Annotated in this window: 11 protein-coding genes and 1 riboswitch; of the genes, 2 read left to right on the top strand and 9 right to left on the bottom strand. The window is 39.6% G+C overall.

Translation table 11 applies throughout. The features are described from left to right. Positions 1-411: 411 nt before the first annotated feature. From ACQKKK_RS17755 to ACQKKK_RS17715, 9 genes are all read right to left on the bottom strand, one after another. Complete coding sequence (locus ACQKKK_RS17755; RefSeq protein WP_427617758.1) at positions 412-996, bottom strand: hypothetical protein; 585 nt, start codon at positions 994-996, stop codon at positions 412-414. Positions 997-1,047: 51 nt separating this feature from the next. Beyond that, positions 1,048-3,000, bottom strand: coding sequence for a primary-amine oxidase (locus ACQKKK_RS17750; protein ID WP_427617756.1), 1,953 nt, complete (start codon positions 2,998-3,000; stop codon positions 1,048-1,050). Between the two features lie 85 nt (positions 3,001-3,085). Next, positions 3,086-4,033 (bottom strand): DMT family transporter, encoded by a 948-nt coding sequence (locus tag ACQKKK_RS17745; RefSeq protein ID WP_427617754.1) that lies wholly within the window; start codon positions 4,031-4,033, stop codon positions 3,086-3,088. Between the two features lie 85 nt (positions 4,034-4,118). Beyond that, a complete protein-coding gene (locus ACQKKK_RS17740; protein WP_427617838.1) occupies positions 4,119-5,591 on the bottom strand; it encodes an aldehyde dehydrogenase family protein in 1,473 nt (490 codons plus the stop codon). Between the two features lie 208 nt (positions 5,592-5,799). Then, positions 5,800-6,636 carry a helix-turn-helix domain-containing protein gene (locus tag ACQKKK_RS17735; RefSeq protein ID WP_427617752.1) on the bottom strand — a complete coding sequence of 279 codons (837 nt, stop codon included), beginning with the start codon at positions 6,634-6,636 and terminating at the stop codon, positions 5,800-5,802. Between the two features lie 315 nt (positions 6,637-6,951). Beyond that, the gene (locus tag ACQKKK_RS17730) at positions 6,952-8,778 is read right to left on the bottom strand and encodes an APC family permease (RefSeq protein ID WP_427617750.1); all 1,827 of its coding nucleotides are present in this window, start codon (positions 8,776-8,778) and stop codon (positions 6,952-6,954) included. A 135-nt stretch (positions 8,779-8,913) separates the two neighbouring features. Continuing rightward, a riboswitch (cyclic di-AMP (ydaO/yuaA leader) is annotated at positions 8,914-9,056 on the bottom strand. A 409-nt stretch (positions 9,057-9,465) separates the two neighbouring features. Further along, entirely contained in the window at positions 9,466-9,921 is a 456-nt protein-coding gene (locus ACQKKK_RS17725) for a GtrA family protein (protein ID WP_427617749.1), read from the bottom strand. After that, on the bottom strand, positions 9,881-10,903 hold the full coding sequence (locus ACQKKK_RS17720; protein WP_427617747.1) for a glycosyltransferase family 2 protein: 1,023 nt from the start codon (positions 10,901-10,903) through the stop codon (positions 9,881-9,883). Before ACQKKK_RS17720 ends, ACQKKK_RS17725 begins: the two co-directional genes overlap by 41 nt. Positions 10,904-10,919: 16 nt before the next feature. Further along, positions 10,920-12,584, bottom strand: coding sequence for a DUF6044 family protein (locus ACQKKK_RS17715; protein WP_427617836.1), 1,665 nt, complete (start codon positions 12,582-12,584; stop codon positions 10,920-10,922). A gap of 179 nt (positions 12,585-12,763) precedes the next feature. On the opposite strand from ACQKKK_RS17715, the gene galU reads away from it, so the two are divergent. Together galU and ACQKKK_RS17705 are read left to right on the top strand one after the other, a co-directional pair. Next, a complete protein-coding gene (galU, locus tag ACQKKK_RS17710; protein WP_427617745.1) occupies positions 12,764-13,624 on the top strand; it encodes a UTP--glucose-1-phosphate uridylyltransferase GalU in 861 nt (286 codons plus the stop codon). A 623-nt stretch (positions 13,625-14,247) separates the two neighbouring features. Beyond that, positions 14,248-15,642 (top strand): cytochrome P450, encoded by a 1,395-nt coding sequence (locus ACQKKK_RS17705; protein WP_427617744.1) that lies wholly within the window; start codon positions 14,248-14,250, stop codon positions 15,640-15,642. The last annotated feature ends 30 nt before the right edge of the window (positions 15,643-15,672 follow it).

Genomic DNA, 15,672 nt, shown 5'->3' with positions numbered 1-15,672 from the left:
TTAGGTTGAGTAAATAGTTTCACAATCACCTCCAAAAGTTAACACAGATTTTAAAGGCTGGCTCAACAATCTGGCCCAATTGTTGAAGAAAGATCAAACAGCACTCTTCAACTATCCTGCCACGTTAGTTCCATAAGAAATAAGATCCATGGCTAGGAAAAACCCTATCTGTGATTAATTAAGATTGTCCATAAAATCAGCATCAAAGTAAAGATCATTCATAAGCTTATTCACAATACCATACAGTGGGTTCGTAGAGGCCAATCTCTTAATCTTGAGCAAGATTCAAAGGGAGTTTCAAAAGGGGTTCGGAATGTCTTAATTCCGAACCCCTTTTGTCTACAGTCTGAGGGCTGCCATCTCCGCCCTTTTTGATAAGTGAAAATGTTATTCCTCCATGGCCCCATCCAGTTATCCACCATGTTGATGATGATGCATGTCCATTTCCGGATCATTCCCGACCTTGAAAAAATCGCTTTCCCAAGCAGCAGTCGTTCCGATGATGAGGATGGATAACAAGAGAGTCAGGAAGAAAGGAGCAAGTTCCCTCACTCTTTTTGTTGGATCCATCTCTTTTACATCCTGCCTTTTTATAAAAAATGTCACAAATAATATACTGGCAAGATAAATTAGATCCATCGAAGCGAGCATGAAAGTTTGTGAGTCAAGAGGCAGCATGACCCCAAGCATGGCGCCCATCATCGCCCCCATCAGAGATGTTGATAGAGATTCCATTACCGCAGTTAAACCGAATGGCCTTCCAATGATGAAGGCTGCCACGGCACATATTGCGATGGCTACAACAGTTAAAACCGCCAGCATTCCGGGAAACAAGAATGCTAGGATTAAACTCAAGGTTAAACTTGTCGTCATGCTTAACATCATGACCATGCATTTACCAAGGCTCGTGCCAACATTATCTTTATTCCGATTGGCTTTTTTGGAAAAATAAAACGTATATGCCCCGACTATGATAAAACTGGTAAGCAGCAACATTTGATTCGCTTCCCTTCTAGTAAGAGCTATTTTTGTGGGACGGCTGATTCTTTAATGACAGGAAGAGTTATTATCCATATGGCAAGCCGATTTTTTTGGTTTTGATGGAGGCACGTCAAGAGCCGGATTCCGATCGAAAAAGCCTACTGGTTTCAAAATGAAGCTAATATATGCAGTCGGCATGACCGGCCAATCCTCAGGTCGGGTTATATGATGGTGACCCATGTTATACCAGACCACAACGTCATCTTTTTCAATGGAGCGATCGGCTTTAACCCACTCTTCCAGCCCCTCTCCCCCTGCATGTTGGTTCGGATACCGTCCTGATGCAAATTGTTCTTCCGGATCGAATGGCGTCACCCAAAAATGATGTTTTAAGAATCCAGCCCGTTTTAAAAGGGGCGAATCATCATCGGCGAACGGGAAACAATTTTCACCTGCGAACAATTTATAACCAACAGGTTCTCCCATTCTATTCGTTTTTGATGGATTGACAATCTTCCAGAAGCGCGCAGTTCGCAAATCCAGATCTCGAACTGCCTCCGATTCATGTTTTAGCAGAGTCGAAACCGGGAAGAAACCATTGCCATATGGGTTGTCCGGCCCCTTCTCCATCCTTTTTGTATTGACCTCATAGACTGAATTATTACTTCCGTCAACCATCATATCCAGCCTCATATTGAAGAAATGCTGATGATGTGCTGCAAATAATTGAGGAGCAACCAAATTGCCGTGTGGATGCTTTTGGCCTGGTTCGATGGCTTGTGTATGCAATATGCCTGTCAATTTCACTTCAAACTGTATCGTCCCGTCTTGAAAGAAATACCAATAGAATCCATATTCATAATTTCCGACTGTCGAGATGCTTGATAAGACCAGTCTTCTTGAACGGCGGACTTCAACATGACCGGTCCTCCAATCCGTATGTTTCCAACCAATTCCAAAGTCCTCCTCATGTAAGCAAATGGCATTTTTGATATGAATGACTTCCCCTTTACTATCCACCAGATTCGCATCAAAGTACTTGATCTCACCTAGACAGTCACATCCAAGTTCCAGTGAATTAGCCAACATGCCGATTCCGTATTCCCCTGCATCGAAAGCATTGTTCCTGTTCACAGGATCTGTTGGGTCACCATAAGGCACCACCATTTCGGATAAAGATGCTCTATAGAGGATTGGTCGCTGCACTCCGTCATCATTGTAACTGACCGTATGAAGGACAAGACCTTCACGAGAATTGAAACCAAAGCGAATCTTCCATTTTTGCCAATCGATCACATGGCCTTTTGTCGTGAAACTCGGACCTTGCGATTGGATGATTTCTAAAGGCTTTACATCCTGCCTCATTTTCCCGACCTGATCGGGTGTATAATTTCCATCAAGCGGCGGAAACGGTATGACACCTTTATCCATAATCTTGATGACTTCCATCTTATTTAAATCTACTAGGACATATAACCCTGAAATGGGGCGTGCATACCCATTATCATATAATGATGTACGGTAATAGCATAAAGCCCTTACGATTCGAACGTTCTCTTCTTCTTCAATACCAAAATTCCCCGCAGACCATGGATCTACCATAATATTGTCCATATTCGTAAGCCCCCTTTTAGCAAAGGCCTCTATCATCTCCGGGTGGCTTTTAACGACTTCTTGACACTCCATGAATTCATCTGCCATAATGGATGGCTGCACCCCCGGAATCAGTTTCCATGATTTTATATTGCCTTCCGTTAAAGACACGACAGCCTCATATGTCTTTCCTTCTTTATTATGGAGAACGATACAGAATGCTTCTCTCTTGATTTGTTCTTCATCCTGATAATTCAAAACAATGGATTTTGCCGGTTCCAGTAAGCTAATGTTAGCAAAACGGTATTGGTCATCCATTCCTTTATCACGTTTTAAAATCTTGACCGTCAACTCAAGTTCTTCTGCCGATAATGGATCAAGCGGATGATTTTCCCTCGTTACTTTCAAGTTTGATGTTTTTTCCATCGTACCCTCTCCTTTTAGGTAAAATATCGTTCTATCTATTTCGGTCATCTTTTCTTTCAAACTGACTTCCAAATTCCAACGTTTTTTATTTGCCTATTGCATCCTTTTTTTCGATAGTTGGCGTTAGCTCATTTCCTATCTTTTCTCTTTCTTTTGATTCTGCTATGAATATTGAAATAATTAATAATACAGTAGCAATGATATCTACCGTTCGTAATTCATCACCTAGGAATAACACGGCATATAGCATCGCAGTAATCGGAATGATTGCCGTTGCCATCCCTATGGTGCTTGCTGGTACCTTTGGAATTCCTAAGTACGTAAATACATAAGCAAGCACCCAACCAAGCAATGAGTACGCAATGACAGCACTCCATAAACTGGGCGTCAGTTTTCCCCAATCAAAAGATATTGCCTCATAAGCAGCCACTGGCAAAGTAGTTAGCAGCCCCATTAAGCATAGTCCTGCTGCCATCGTCACCGGGGGCACCTCCACTGCGAATTTTTTTGCATATACAAAAAACAATCCCAATGAAACAACCGCCAATATCATGAAAGTAATCCCTAATGCACTGGATTCCCCCTCCGTACTCGCACCTGCGAGCTCCATTATCAGAACAGCTGAAACAGCTAGTATGATGGATAAGCTCTTACGAATGTTCAAGCGCTCTCCCAACAATATGAAGGAAAGAACTAAAGTTACGGCAGGCACCATGCTATTGATGATTCCAGCAGCTATTACACTAGAGTATTTCAAACCATATAGGAGGAATACCGTATATAATGTCACCGTAAAAAGAGATTGCATGAATATTCCAAAGTACGTTTTATACCCGAACTCTTTCCACTTGATTTTCTCGTAAATTTTCGCTGATGGCAGTAAGATGATACAAGCGATGGCAAGCGTTATGGCTGTAAACAGCCATACGGGAATGGTCGCCATTGCGACACTGCCGGCCGGGATCGAGAGACCTAAAACAATCATATTCAATATGATGAAGATATAGCCAATATTCAGTGAACCCCACCCCATTCATACGGTTTATCAAGCGGAATCCTGGAAAGGAAACTTAGTTAACCTGCAAGCGAGGAAGTGATGAATAGAACGCTCACTCCCCTTACACCCCATACCAATTCAAGCCTTGCTCGTTCAAATCGATCCATACATTTTTTGTTTCCGTGTACATATCCATCGCATGGATACCCAGTTCCCTTCCAAAACCGCTTTGTTTCCTTCCGCCAAAAGGAGCTGCGCTATCAAGCATGCTAAACGTGTTCACATATACCGTTCCCGCTTTAAGCCCCCTTACCATACGATGCGCTCTTTTTAAATCATTGGTCCATACACCTGAAGCCAACCCATACAACGTGTCATTTGCCTTGTTCAATGCATCCTCCTCATCCTTGAACTTGATCACCGACAAAACCGGACCAAATATCTCTTCACGGGCGATTGTCATATCATTTGTGACGTTCTCAAAAACAGTGGGCGTGAAGAAATAGCCATTTCCTGCCTCCCTGTTTCTTTCGCCGCCGATGACAAGATTAGCACCCTGTTCCAGACCAGCCGCTACGTATTGTTCAATTTTGTCTAATTGTTGTAAAGAAACTTGCGGACCCATTTGGGTCGTTTGGTCTAAAGGATTCCCTACACGAATCGATTGTGCTTTCTTCACGAATGAATCCATGAATCGATCATATATGCTTTCTTGCACAAAAAGTCTTGTACCGGAGGCGCAAACCTGACCTTGGGCGAAGAAGATGCCAAACATGGATCCATTCACTGCATTTTCAATGGAAGCATCATCAAAAACTATATTTGGTGATTTGCCCCCTAATTCAAGGCTTATCGGTTTTAAGTTCTTACTTGCTGCTTGCATGATGAGGCGGCCAGTATGAGTTGAGCCCGTAAAAGCGATTTTATCGACGTCAGGATGGGAGGAGAGGGCCTCACCCGCCACCTTCCCATATCCAGGAATGACATTGATGACTCCATTTGGAATTCCGACTTCCTGAAAGATTTTAACCAATTCCAGAATGCTTACCGGAGTTTGTTCTGCTGGTTTGATTACGATCGTATTGCCTGCCGCTAAAGCAGGCGCAAGCTTCCACATCGTCAACATTAGAGGAAAGTTCCAAGGTACTATGGCTCCAACGACGCCGATGGGCTCCTTCAGGGTAAAATTGAACCGGTTATTAGGAGAAGCAAGGGTGCTCCCCTGGACTTTATTTGCTAATCCTGCATAAAATTCAAGCACATCTATCATGGCTGGCATTGCAATGAATTTCGTTTCGTTGATTGGCAACCCGTTATCCTGTGATTCAACTTCGGCTAGCATTTCGGCTTTTTCCCAAAGGGCCTGTGCCACTTTATTTAGCAATCTCCCTCTATCTCCCGGTGTCATTTCAGCCCACAGGCCTGATTCAAATGCCTTTCGTGCAGCTTTTACTGCCAAATCAACATCTTCCGGACCAGCCTCAGCAACTACAGCATTCACTTCATCCGTTGCAGGATTTAGTGATTCAAATGTTTTTCCGGATAAAGAATCAACCCATTTCCCATCAATGAACAATTGATATTTCTTCCCCATCATCATTCCCCTTTCGAGTGGAAATTTCTTAAACAGCCATTTCTATCTATTAAAACAATAAGGCTACACACTTTATTTTTATTGTAAAAATCGGAACATTTTGAAAATTTATAACACAATAAAAAACCAAACAAAATAGATCCTCGTCATCTTGAACGGGATCTTGTCACTAGAATCACTATATATACCAGGAAACAAAATATTGAACTTAATTGGTTTGATCAGACAATTTCTTTGAGACGGTATGCATGAATTTATTAGGAGTCAGATAACCAAACTTTTTAAATTCATTAATTAAATGTGATTGATCATAAAATCCATTCTCATTAATTACATCCCATACTGTAAGGAACTGTTTGTTCAATATCATATGCAGGGAGTTCTGGAACCTCACTATTTGGCTAAATAATTTTGGCGGCATTCCTACATGAGCATCGAATTGCTTTCGCAAGTATCTTGTAGAATATCCTGTCTCAACAGCCAACTGGTTCATATTTACATTTCCTTTAGTAGAATATATTTTATTCAAGGAATAATCTATTATTGCAGGCAAATCATTACATGCAAATATATTATTCCCTATTTCTTCTTTGAAAAGTTTTATTCTTCCACGAAAACCCTGTTCATTTATTAACCTTTCCATAATGGTAGGTTCAATTGTGATCATATCAGCTAATGGAATTTGGCAATCAATCACTTCCTTCATGGAATATTTAAAATGCTGGGTTTCTTGTTTAGGTAAAAACCTCACACCGAAATATTCACAATTAGCCTGAAAGTTTATCTTTTTGTACTTTAGGACAGTCCCACATACATTTGCGGCGGGTCTAACGGGATCGCAATAAAATAATATATCTATGCACCCATCTGGAATAACGGACATGGGATCCATTAAATCTTGATTAATTTTAAATTGATAGAATAATGTAGTTGAATAGTCTGAATTTCTTTGTTTATATTCTATATAGTAATCCGTAAGTGTCTCGAATTCCGGTTGAAATGGAAAGTAATCAAAGTTTTTGAAACTCTGAATGATGCTCAACAATCATCACGCTCCTATTATATTACATTATCAGACCAGAAAACTGGAATTCTTAATTCGGAGTACTTACCTATTTTCTTTTTGCGGATTTACAACGGTTGAATGGTATCTATATACTTCACATTTCAGGAACTTTATCATTATTTCAATGCCTGGCATTTCCAGCATGAGCGTGTTGTTTTTATGTTTTCGACAAGCATTTCCAAAACCCTTTTAAGTGATAAAATTTATTACATATACTGCTTTGAACTACGGTAAACATGAAAAGAAGCAAACCGTGTAAAGGTTTGCTTCTTTTCATTTAGATAATAATGGAAATTACTTTTTCAAATGATAGGGCACTGTCGCAACAACTACATTTCTTCTATAAAGTAAGTAGGCGCGGATCAGTAAACTTGATTGGTTATGAAGAATATTGTGCCAGGCCTTCTTCGGAATGAATTGCGGGATGATCACTGTAACTCTATAGTTGGATTCACTCGCCTTATGTTCAACTGTATCCACAAATTTAGTTAATGGCTGAATGATACTTCTATAATAAGAGTTAAGTGTGACGAGTCTAACATCTGGCTGCCACTTTTTCCATTTTTCTTCAAATTTCTTTTCATCTTCTCTTTCAAAAGCAACATAAACGGCAATGACCTGATGTGCTGATAGAGATTTAGCATAATTTAAAGAGTTCTCAACCACATGAGTTATACCAGCCACAGGCACAATAATGATATTACCTTCTATTGGCAAGATGGGCTCACAAGTTGTAATCCTTAGCTGGTCACCAACTGCTTCATAATGCTTCCTAATTCGATGAAAAATTAATATGATGATAGGTAAAAAAATCAAAACAGGCCAAACGTGAGTAAATTTGGTTAAAAAGAATATCATCGTGACGATAAAACTAATAGTGGCACCAATTGTATTAATGGTTAATTTCATGACCCAGCCTTTTGGCTTTTCGCGAATCCATTTGACAATCATCCCGGTCTGGGAAAACGTAAATGGAATAAATACCCCTACCGCATAAAGTGGAATAAGATTTTCTGTATGTCCCCCAAATGCGACTATTAAGATGATGGATGCAAGTCCTAGTATGATAATTCCATTGGAATATCCTAATCTGTCCCCTCTAATCGTAAACGCCCTTGGTATGAATTTATCTTTTGCAAGATTCACCGCAAGCAAGGGGAAAGCGGAATAGCCAGTATTGGCAGCAAGTATCAGGATCAATGCAGTCGTACCTTGAATGAAGAAATACATGAAATTCCGACCAAAGATTACTTCAGCAATCTGCGAGACGACCGTCACCTTTGCGCTAGGAACAATGCTTAAATAGTAAGCTAAGAATACGATTCCCGTAAATAATACAGCCAGTAAGGAACCCATAGCTATTAAAGTTTTTGCAGCATTATTCGGGGCTGGATCTTTAAAGTTTGGAATTGCATTGGAAATCGCTTCGACTCCTGTCAACGCGGAGCTTCCTGATGCAAATGCTCTTAGCAGTATGAATAAACTGATGCCCGCTACTGGAGTCCCGATTGGCGCGTGTAATTCCGGTGAAACTCCTCCCGTCAGGATCTTGTAAATTCCTACACCAATCAAGATGAACAATGCTAAAACGAATAGATAAACCGGATAGGCCAAAACAGAGGCCGACTCCGTAACCCCTCTTAGATTAAGGATGGTAAGCAAAAATACAAAAATGATGGCTATGACTACATTATATGAATGAAGGCTGGGAAAAGCGGACGTGATGGCATCCGTACCTGCAGAAACACTTACAGCTACAGTTAATATATAATCGACCAATAAGGATCCTCCAGCTATCAACCCTGGATTGATACCTAAATTGTTTTTTGAAACCACATAGGCTCCCCCGCCATGGGGATAAGCAAAAATGATTTGTCTATAGGACAAGATCAAAGCAGCCAACAGTAACAAAACTCCGATGGCGATGGGTATGGAATACCAGAATGCGGCAGCACCGACCGTGATCAGAACGATCAATATTTGCTCCGGTCCATAAGCAACCGAGGACAAAGCATCAGAAGATAATATCGCCAAAGCCTTTGTTTTGTTAAGCTTTTGATCACCTAGTGCATTTGATTTTAAAGGTCTTCCTATCAAAAACCTCTTTATAGAAGATAACATAAGAATCCACCACCATTTTTAAGTTATAAGTTTATGTTACACAGCTATAGTAAAAACCAGAAAAACGGAAAAATGCCTACAAGTCATAACTAAATAGACCTGTAGACATCCATTTTTTTGTCTAACAAGCTCCACCTTCCTTCTCATATAACGCTTACGAGGTTAGCTGTCGGATTCGGACCTAAGAGTAGCCCTACCTTGAAAGGATTCACCCCTTGGATTATAAATAATCCCAATAACGGGTCCCCCGTACCATAAGGTTTAAGCGATTTAGAAATACGAAACTGTTGATTATCATACTCCCGTGAAATGGAAAAGTAAATAAAAATTTTGCACAGTAAAATTTTCATTTATTGTAAGTGAGGCTTTGTTCTGACGTAAATAACATAAGTGATCCAAGCGCATGATTCGAAGGTAGGAAAAAGGTGAATAACTTGTTTAAAAAAGAGAAACTTCCCAATCAATTATTAAGAAATCCATGAACAAAACGGTGATACTTGAGGAAAAGATTACCGAATTACGAAACTGTTTAAATCTCTAATTTATCAACGGTTCACCTTTCTTATTAAACGGATCTGCCCCCATTCGATAGGTTTACAATAAACTCCGTGCTGAAAATCAAAAATTCGCTTCTCGGAATCCACTTTGATTTCCATCCATTTTAAAAGGGGCATTCTTTGATTCTAATTAGTTCCTTCCTTCTTGAATTGTTCCTAAATTGCTTTTTTTAAAGACAAAGTATTTCTGGCCAATATAGTTCAGTACTGTATAAAAGATTGTTCCAATAAGTACAGCCACATTTTGCTGTATGGAAAAATGAACGGATCCTTCCAAGGATTTTGCGATGGCTTGGCCTAAAGAATATGCGGCGGAATAACAAATAAGGATGACGCAAAAGAAACGGGCAGCCCCTCTCCGCCAATCTATATCGCTTCTAAAAGTAAAAGTCCTGTTCAACAGAAAACTCGTTACTGCTCCCGTACCATTGCCGAAAAAGGTCGAGAGCCAGTAAGATAATTCAAGAACATTCATGAGAAAAAGCATGATGGAAAGTCCAACCCCTGTATTGACTATTCCAACCAATAAAAAGCGGATAAAGGAGTTAGTGTGTTTTAGATAGTTTTTCAATACTTGTCCGTTCATTATCTAGTTGCTCCCGTTTTTTTAAATCGAGCGGATTAAATAAATCCAGATCCACAATATATTTAGGCCGGCGTTTAGATTCATTATAGATTTTACCGATATATTCCCCAATCAAGCCGACAGCAATCAACTGAAGTCCGCCGATCAACCATATGGAGGTAATTAATGAGGTCCAACCAGTTTCGGTCTGCCCATAAAACTTTAACCATAAAAAGTATGAACCAAAAAGTAAGCTAATGAAAAAGGAAAGACATCCTAGCCATAATACAAGCCGGATCGGTGTGACTGAAAAGGAAGTAATGCCATCAAGAGCAAAAGCAACCATCTTCTTAAATGGATATTTCGTTTCTCCAGCCAATCTTTCTTTGCGGTCATAATAAACAGAGTCCGTCTTAAACCCAATAAGCGGGACGATTCCCCGTAAAAAAAGGTTCGTTTCTTCAAATCGTTCCAACTCCACGATTGCCCTTTTGCTCATTAGCCTGAAATCTGCATGATTATAGACAAGGTTGACCCCCATTTTGTTCATCATTTTATAAAAACCAGTTGCAGATGTTCGTTTAAAAAATGAGTCAAGGTCCCTTTTCTGGCGCACGCCATATACAATTTCACATCCTTCAGTGAATTTCCGAATGAATTCAGGGATGACTTGAATATCATCTTGCAAATCTGCATCAATTGAAATCACACAATCCGAGGCTTCCTTAGCTGTTAACAATCCGGCAAGGAGTGCATTTTGATGGCCTGCATTCCGGGAAAGCTTTAGCCCACGAACAAATTCATTGTTAATCGTTTCCTTATATATGATCTTCCATGTTTGATCTTTGCTTCCGTCATCAACCAATAGAATTTTACTTTGACCAGAAACTACATTTTTTTCGACTAACCCCTTCACCAATCCACAAAGCTGGGAAATGGTATCCTGCAAGACACTTTCTTCGTTATAACAAGGTACAACAATCGTCACTATCGGTGAATTCACTATATCCCCCCCTTTTTCAAATGACTCTGTATAAATGAATTTTCCATACGGTCCCTTTCTTTGTGAAAATCCTATCCAATTCCAACCCGTTTGCCTTCGCGTTATTGATTGGTATGGCAGAAAAAATATACTTGCCGCCTAATCCTTTAAACGCATCTACATTAAGCTCCAAATTATCCAACTCTTTCTTCGAGCCTTTTTTGAACATATAATGCTTACCAAGCTCATCAACAAATAGGTAACAACGTCCTCCCCATTCATCAAAGTAGATTCTGATGTTTTTATTCTTAGCCAATTCGTTTTCAATTATTTGACGAAATTGATGTTTGTATGTAAGCGGATAGAAATTGTTATAGCTATCGAGCGTGTAAAACCCATTAAATTGGGCGATAGCAGGATGTAGACCAATGCTTGCAACCCGATATTCTTCTTGTGGGAGGCCAATATGCTCTTCTATATCCTGAAAAAGGCTTTCTGCATAGAACTCTTTAAAAGATGGTTTTTTATTGTAAGTGATTTCTTCATTGAAACCCATTAAAACCATAACTTGAACGGCAATGAAGATTGAAAGGGTTTTCTTAGCAAATTCACTGTGTTCCCAGATGATTTTTATGGCGAGCGCAAACCCCAAGTAAATCACCATCGGCCTTAAAAAGTGAAATCTGGCAAAATTAAAAGTATCCAAGGTGTGGAACCTTTCTGTTAAAGGAAGCCATCCTTTATAAAACCAAAATGCATACCACGCGGAGAGCATAAAATTCAAACCGAACAAAAAAACAAAAACCTTTTCCTGTCTCCACAGTTTTTTGATCAAAATAATATAAAGGGCAAAAGCTGTTATCGGCAGGATGATAAGTGCATGTACAGTCATGACATGCGTATGTCCAAGAACGAAATTTTTGAAAGTAAGCTTGATGACCCACTCGAGCGGTAGCTTTGCGTGAAAATATTCATCCCTGCTGTTTGGCTCCGAATCAAAAATGAAAGAAGCGATCAAACGATACTCAACAAGACCAAAAATGAAGGTCATATAAACGATTGAAAGAAAAAACTTTAAATTCCATCCTTTTCTCCTAATCACATCCGTTATCCAAAGAAAGCCCATTGCAACAAGGAAAAAGAAAAAGCCAAGCACGATGCTTGAATAAAGAGGTAAAAGTGTAAGGACCAAATAATTCCTCCACGAGTGGTCCTTGTTACGGATATTCAAAAAAGCCCAAAGGGCAAGCGGCATCCCAAGCGTACTGAGCATTCCTGATGGCCAAAATGGAGTAAGGGAAAAGGCTAAGGATGTTCCTACCCTAATCCACCCCGATTGGCGCCCTGTAACGAAGTGTTTTTTTAATAGGATATACATACCAAAAAAAGCAATAAATCTTGTTAATGCCTGACTTATTGCATATGCAACCATTGTCGGAAAAAGGGCATGCAGCCACACGATAATACTGAATTCACTGCCAAACGCATTTCGGGGCAGCCCATTCATAATCTGTGGAATTTTGGCATTTATTGAACCAAATAACTCACCGCTTTCTGTAAGCACTTTATACCAGGCAAGGTTGGAATCCAAATTATCATGTACACGAATATGCGCATTTTCTCCAAGGATGAATAGGGGAGAGAGATATAAAATAATGACGAGTAAAGCATAAAGGATTTGTTTTCGCTCTTGTTTTTCAATTGGCAAAATATACACCTCTTGACGAAATTCATATATCCATAATATTTGCTTCAATGGTAAATCTATTCTTTTTCAGAAATTTATTTTCACCTTTTTTTGATATAGGTCAACCAATGACTACATAAAATGAAGGGTAGAACAAAAAGCGGAATAAAAGAACCTTAAAAAGGGGCTGGGCTATGATAAAGAAAGCCGTGATTCCAGCAGCCGGTTTAGGAACACGATTTTTACCTGCTACAAAAGCTCAACCAAAGGAAATGCTGCCGATTGTTGATAAGCCGACCATTCAATATATTATCGAGGAAGCGGTACAATCGGGGATTACAGATATTATCATCGTTACGGGGAAAAACAAACGTGCCATAGAAGATCATTTCGATAAATCCATAGAGCTTGAAATGCTACTACAAAAGAAAGGACAAAATGATCTGCTTACAATCGTGGATAACATTTCTAATATGGTGGATATTCACTATGTAAGACAAAAGGAACCATTAGGTCTGGGGCATGCAGTTTTATGTGCCAAAACTTTTATTGGAGACGAACCTTTTGCCGTCCTGTTAGGTGATGATATCGTGGATAGCCGTGTCCCAGCCTTGAAACAGCTAATGGAACGGTATAACAAGGTTCGAGCGAGCATTATCGGGTGTAAAGAAGTGTCACCTGCCGCAGTCTCAAAGTATGGGATTGTAAATTTCCAAGAACAATATGAGGATTTATTTCTGGTACGAAACTTAGTGGAAAAGCCAAAAGTTGAGGAGGCTCCATCAACACAGGCTATTATTGGCCGATATATTTTATCACCTGCCATTTTTGAAACCCTTGAAACCGTACAGCCCGACTGTAATGGGGAAATCCAGCTTACCGAAGCTTTAGACCTTTTGCTGGAGAAGGAACCAATATATTCTTATATCATCGAGGGAAATCGATATGACGTCGGGGATAAATTCGGCTTTCTTCAAGCTTCAATAGATTTCGCCTTGAAACGACCTGAACTTCGTGATCAGCTAATTTCTTATTTAAGACAGTTGTTTCCTTAATAAGGAGAATAAAAGCCTATGCCCAATTACCAAGAGGTGATTGGGTTATTTTTTCATAACTTCTTGCATTTTTCATTCGATTTCTTTGATAATGAATGATTTTTTGAGTTTAGTCAGCTCCATTATATGACCCTAATATTGAACAGAAAAAGAATAATTTATTGTAAGTGAGGTTATGTTGATAACATATATCAAACACATGAGATCCAGAAAGGATTGCAGAGAATCACATGCATAAAAAAAATAATCCGATAATATCCGATGAATTTTTAGATAGTGTGGTTAAGGAAATCAATGAACTATTTGGTGGACCCATTAATGAAAAAAATGATTGTTTCCAGGATGGGGACGATGAAGAAAGAAGTTAAAGCGTCCTTATCCACAACAAGGAGTTTCCTCTACTGGGAAATTATCGTACATCTTCTGAACCTAGGCTCAAAAAAACTCTGGCGCTTTTATCCAGAGTTTTTTTATGGCTAAATGCAGGCTCACTTCCCTTCTTTTCCTTTATATAGCAGTAAAAAAAATTTAACTGCCCTTTCATTATGACTTGTCCAAACCGATTTAGCTTATCCTCATAGAATGATTACATATATTACTTTAAAGAAAGGGGTCAAACAACATTGAGCCACACTGATGATGTCTCCTTCAATTCTCAAAAAGTGCCAAAGGGAAGGCTGATTTCCGGACATACAAAGGAGTTTCAAACAGATGCCCTTGGCTTTCTTACCCGATTGGCCAAGGAATTTGGGGAGGTTGCAGAATTCCGTTTAGGACCATTCCAAAATGTTTACCTCGTTTCCAACCCTGATTTAATAAAACAAATACTAGTAACAAAACAAAAATCCTTCGTTAAATCAAAGGACTTCAAAGTTTTAAAACCACTTATCGGTGAAGGTCTGCTTACAAGTGAAAAGGACTTGCATATGCGCCAGAGAAGGCTTATTCAGCCCTCTTTCAAAAAGAATCATATTAGCCATTATGCCAAGGATATAATTGATACCACAATGGCTAATATATCAACTTGGGAACATAATGATGAACGGATAATTACAAAGGATATGATGGACATCACTCTGGGGATAATCAGCAAGACCATGTTCAGCATGGAATTCACGGATGGCTCTAAAATTGTAGGGAAACCGCTGGAAACTGTATTAAAAGTTGCAGTCAAAAGAATGAGATCGCTTTTCCGTTTGCCATTATGGGTACCAACTAAAATCAACCGTGAATATAAAAAGGCGATAAAAAGCCTTGATAAAGTGATTTACAGCATTATTGAAAAACGGAAGACCGACACAGTAAAACATGAAGACATGCTTGGAATCCTGATGGATGCTCGTGATGCCGAAGACGGATTAGGAATGACAAACCAACAGATACGTGATGAGTTAATGACCATTTTTCTTGCAGGTCATGAAACGACAGCAAATGCTCTTTCTTGGGCACTGTACGCACTTTCAATGCATCCTGAAATTCAATCTAAGCTTTTCAGTGAAGTAGATAGCATAATTGGTCGTAGGACACCCAGCCCTGACGATTATATGAAATTACCATACACTCAAAATATCATACATGAAACACTTCGAATGTACCCGCCAAGTTTTATGATATCCCGGGATGTGGAGGAGGATGTCGTTTTAGGAGGATATCACTTTAAAAAAGGCGATATGGTTGTAATAAGTTCTTATGTGATGCAGCATGATCCAAAGTATTTTGAACAACCGGATTCTTTTATTCCTGAGCGATTTGAAAACAACTTTTTGAAAAACCTGCCTATGTTCGCTTACCTTCCATTTGGCGGAGGACCCCGGGTTTGTATCGGCAATCATTTTGCCATGATGGAAGCAGTGCTTGTCCTGGCTTGCATTTCTCAACGATATAGGATAAAGCTTGCACCTGACCATCATGAAGTAACCCCACTTCCGTCCCTTACGCTCAGGCCTAAGAGTGGGCTGCGCATGGTCGTAGAAGAAAGAGATGCAGAAGCCTTCGAACCTGGATCATCCAACTTTTAAATGAATATGAATGATTCCCCATAACAAAAC

The sequence above is a fragment of the Peribacillus sp. NPDC006672 genome (assembly GCF_050274955.1).
GTDB lineage: Bacteria > Bacillota > Bacilli > Bacillales > DSM-1321 > Peribacillus.
This window is presented reverse-complemented; position numbering and strand designations above follow the sequence as displayed.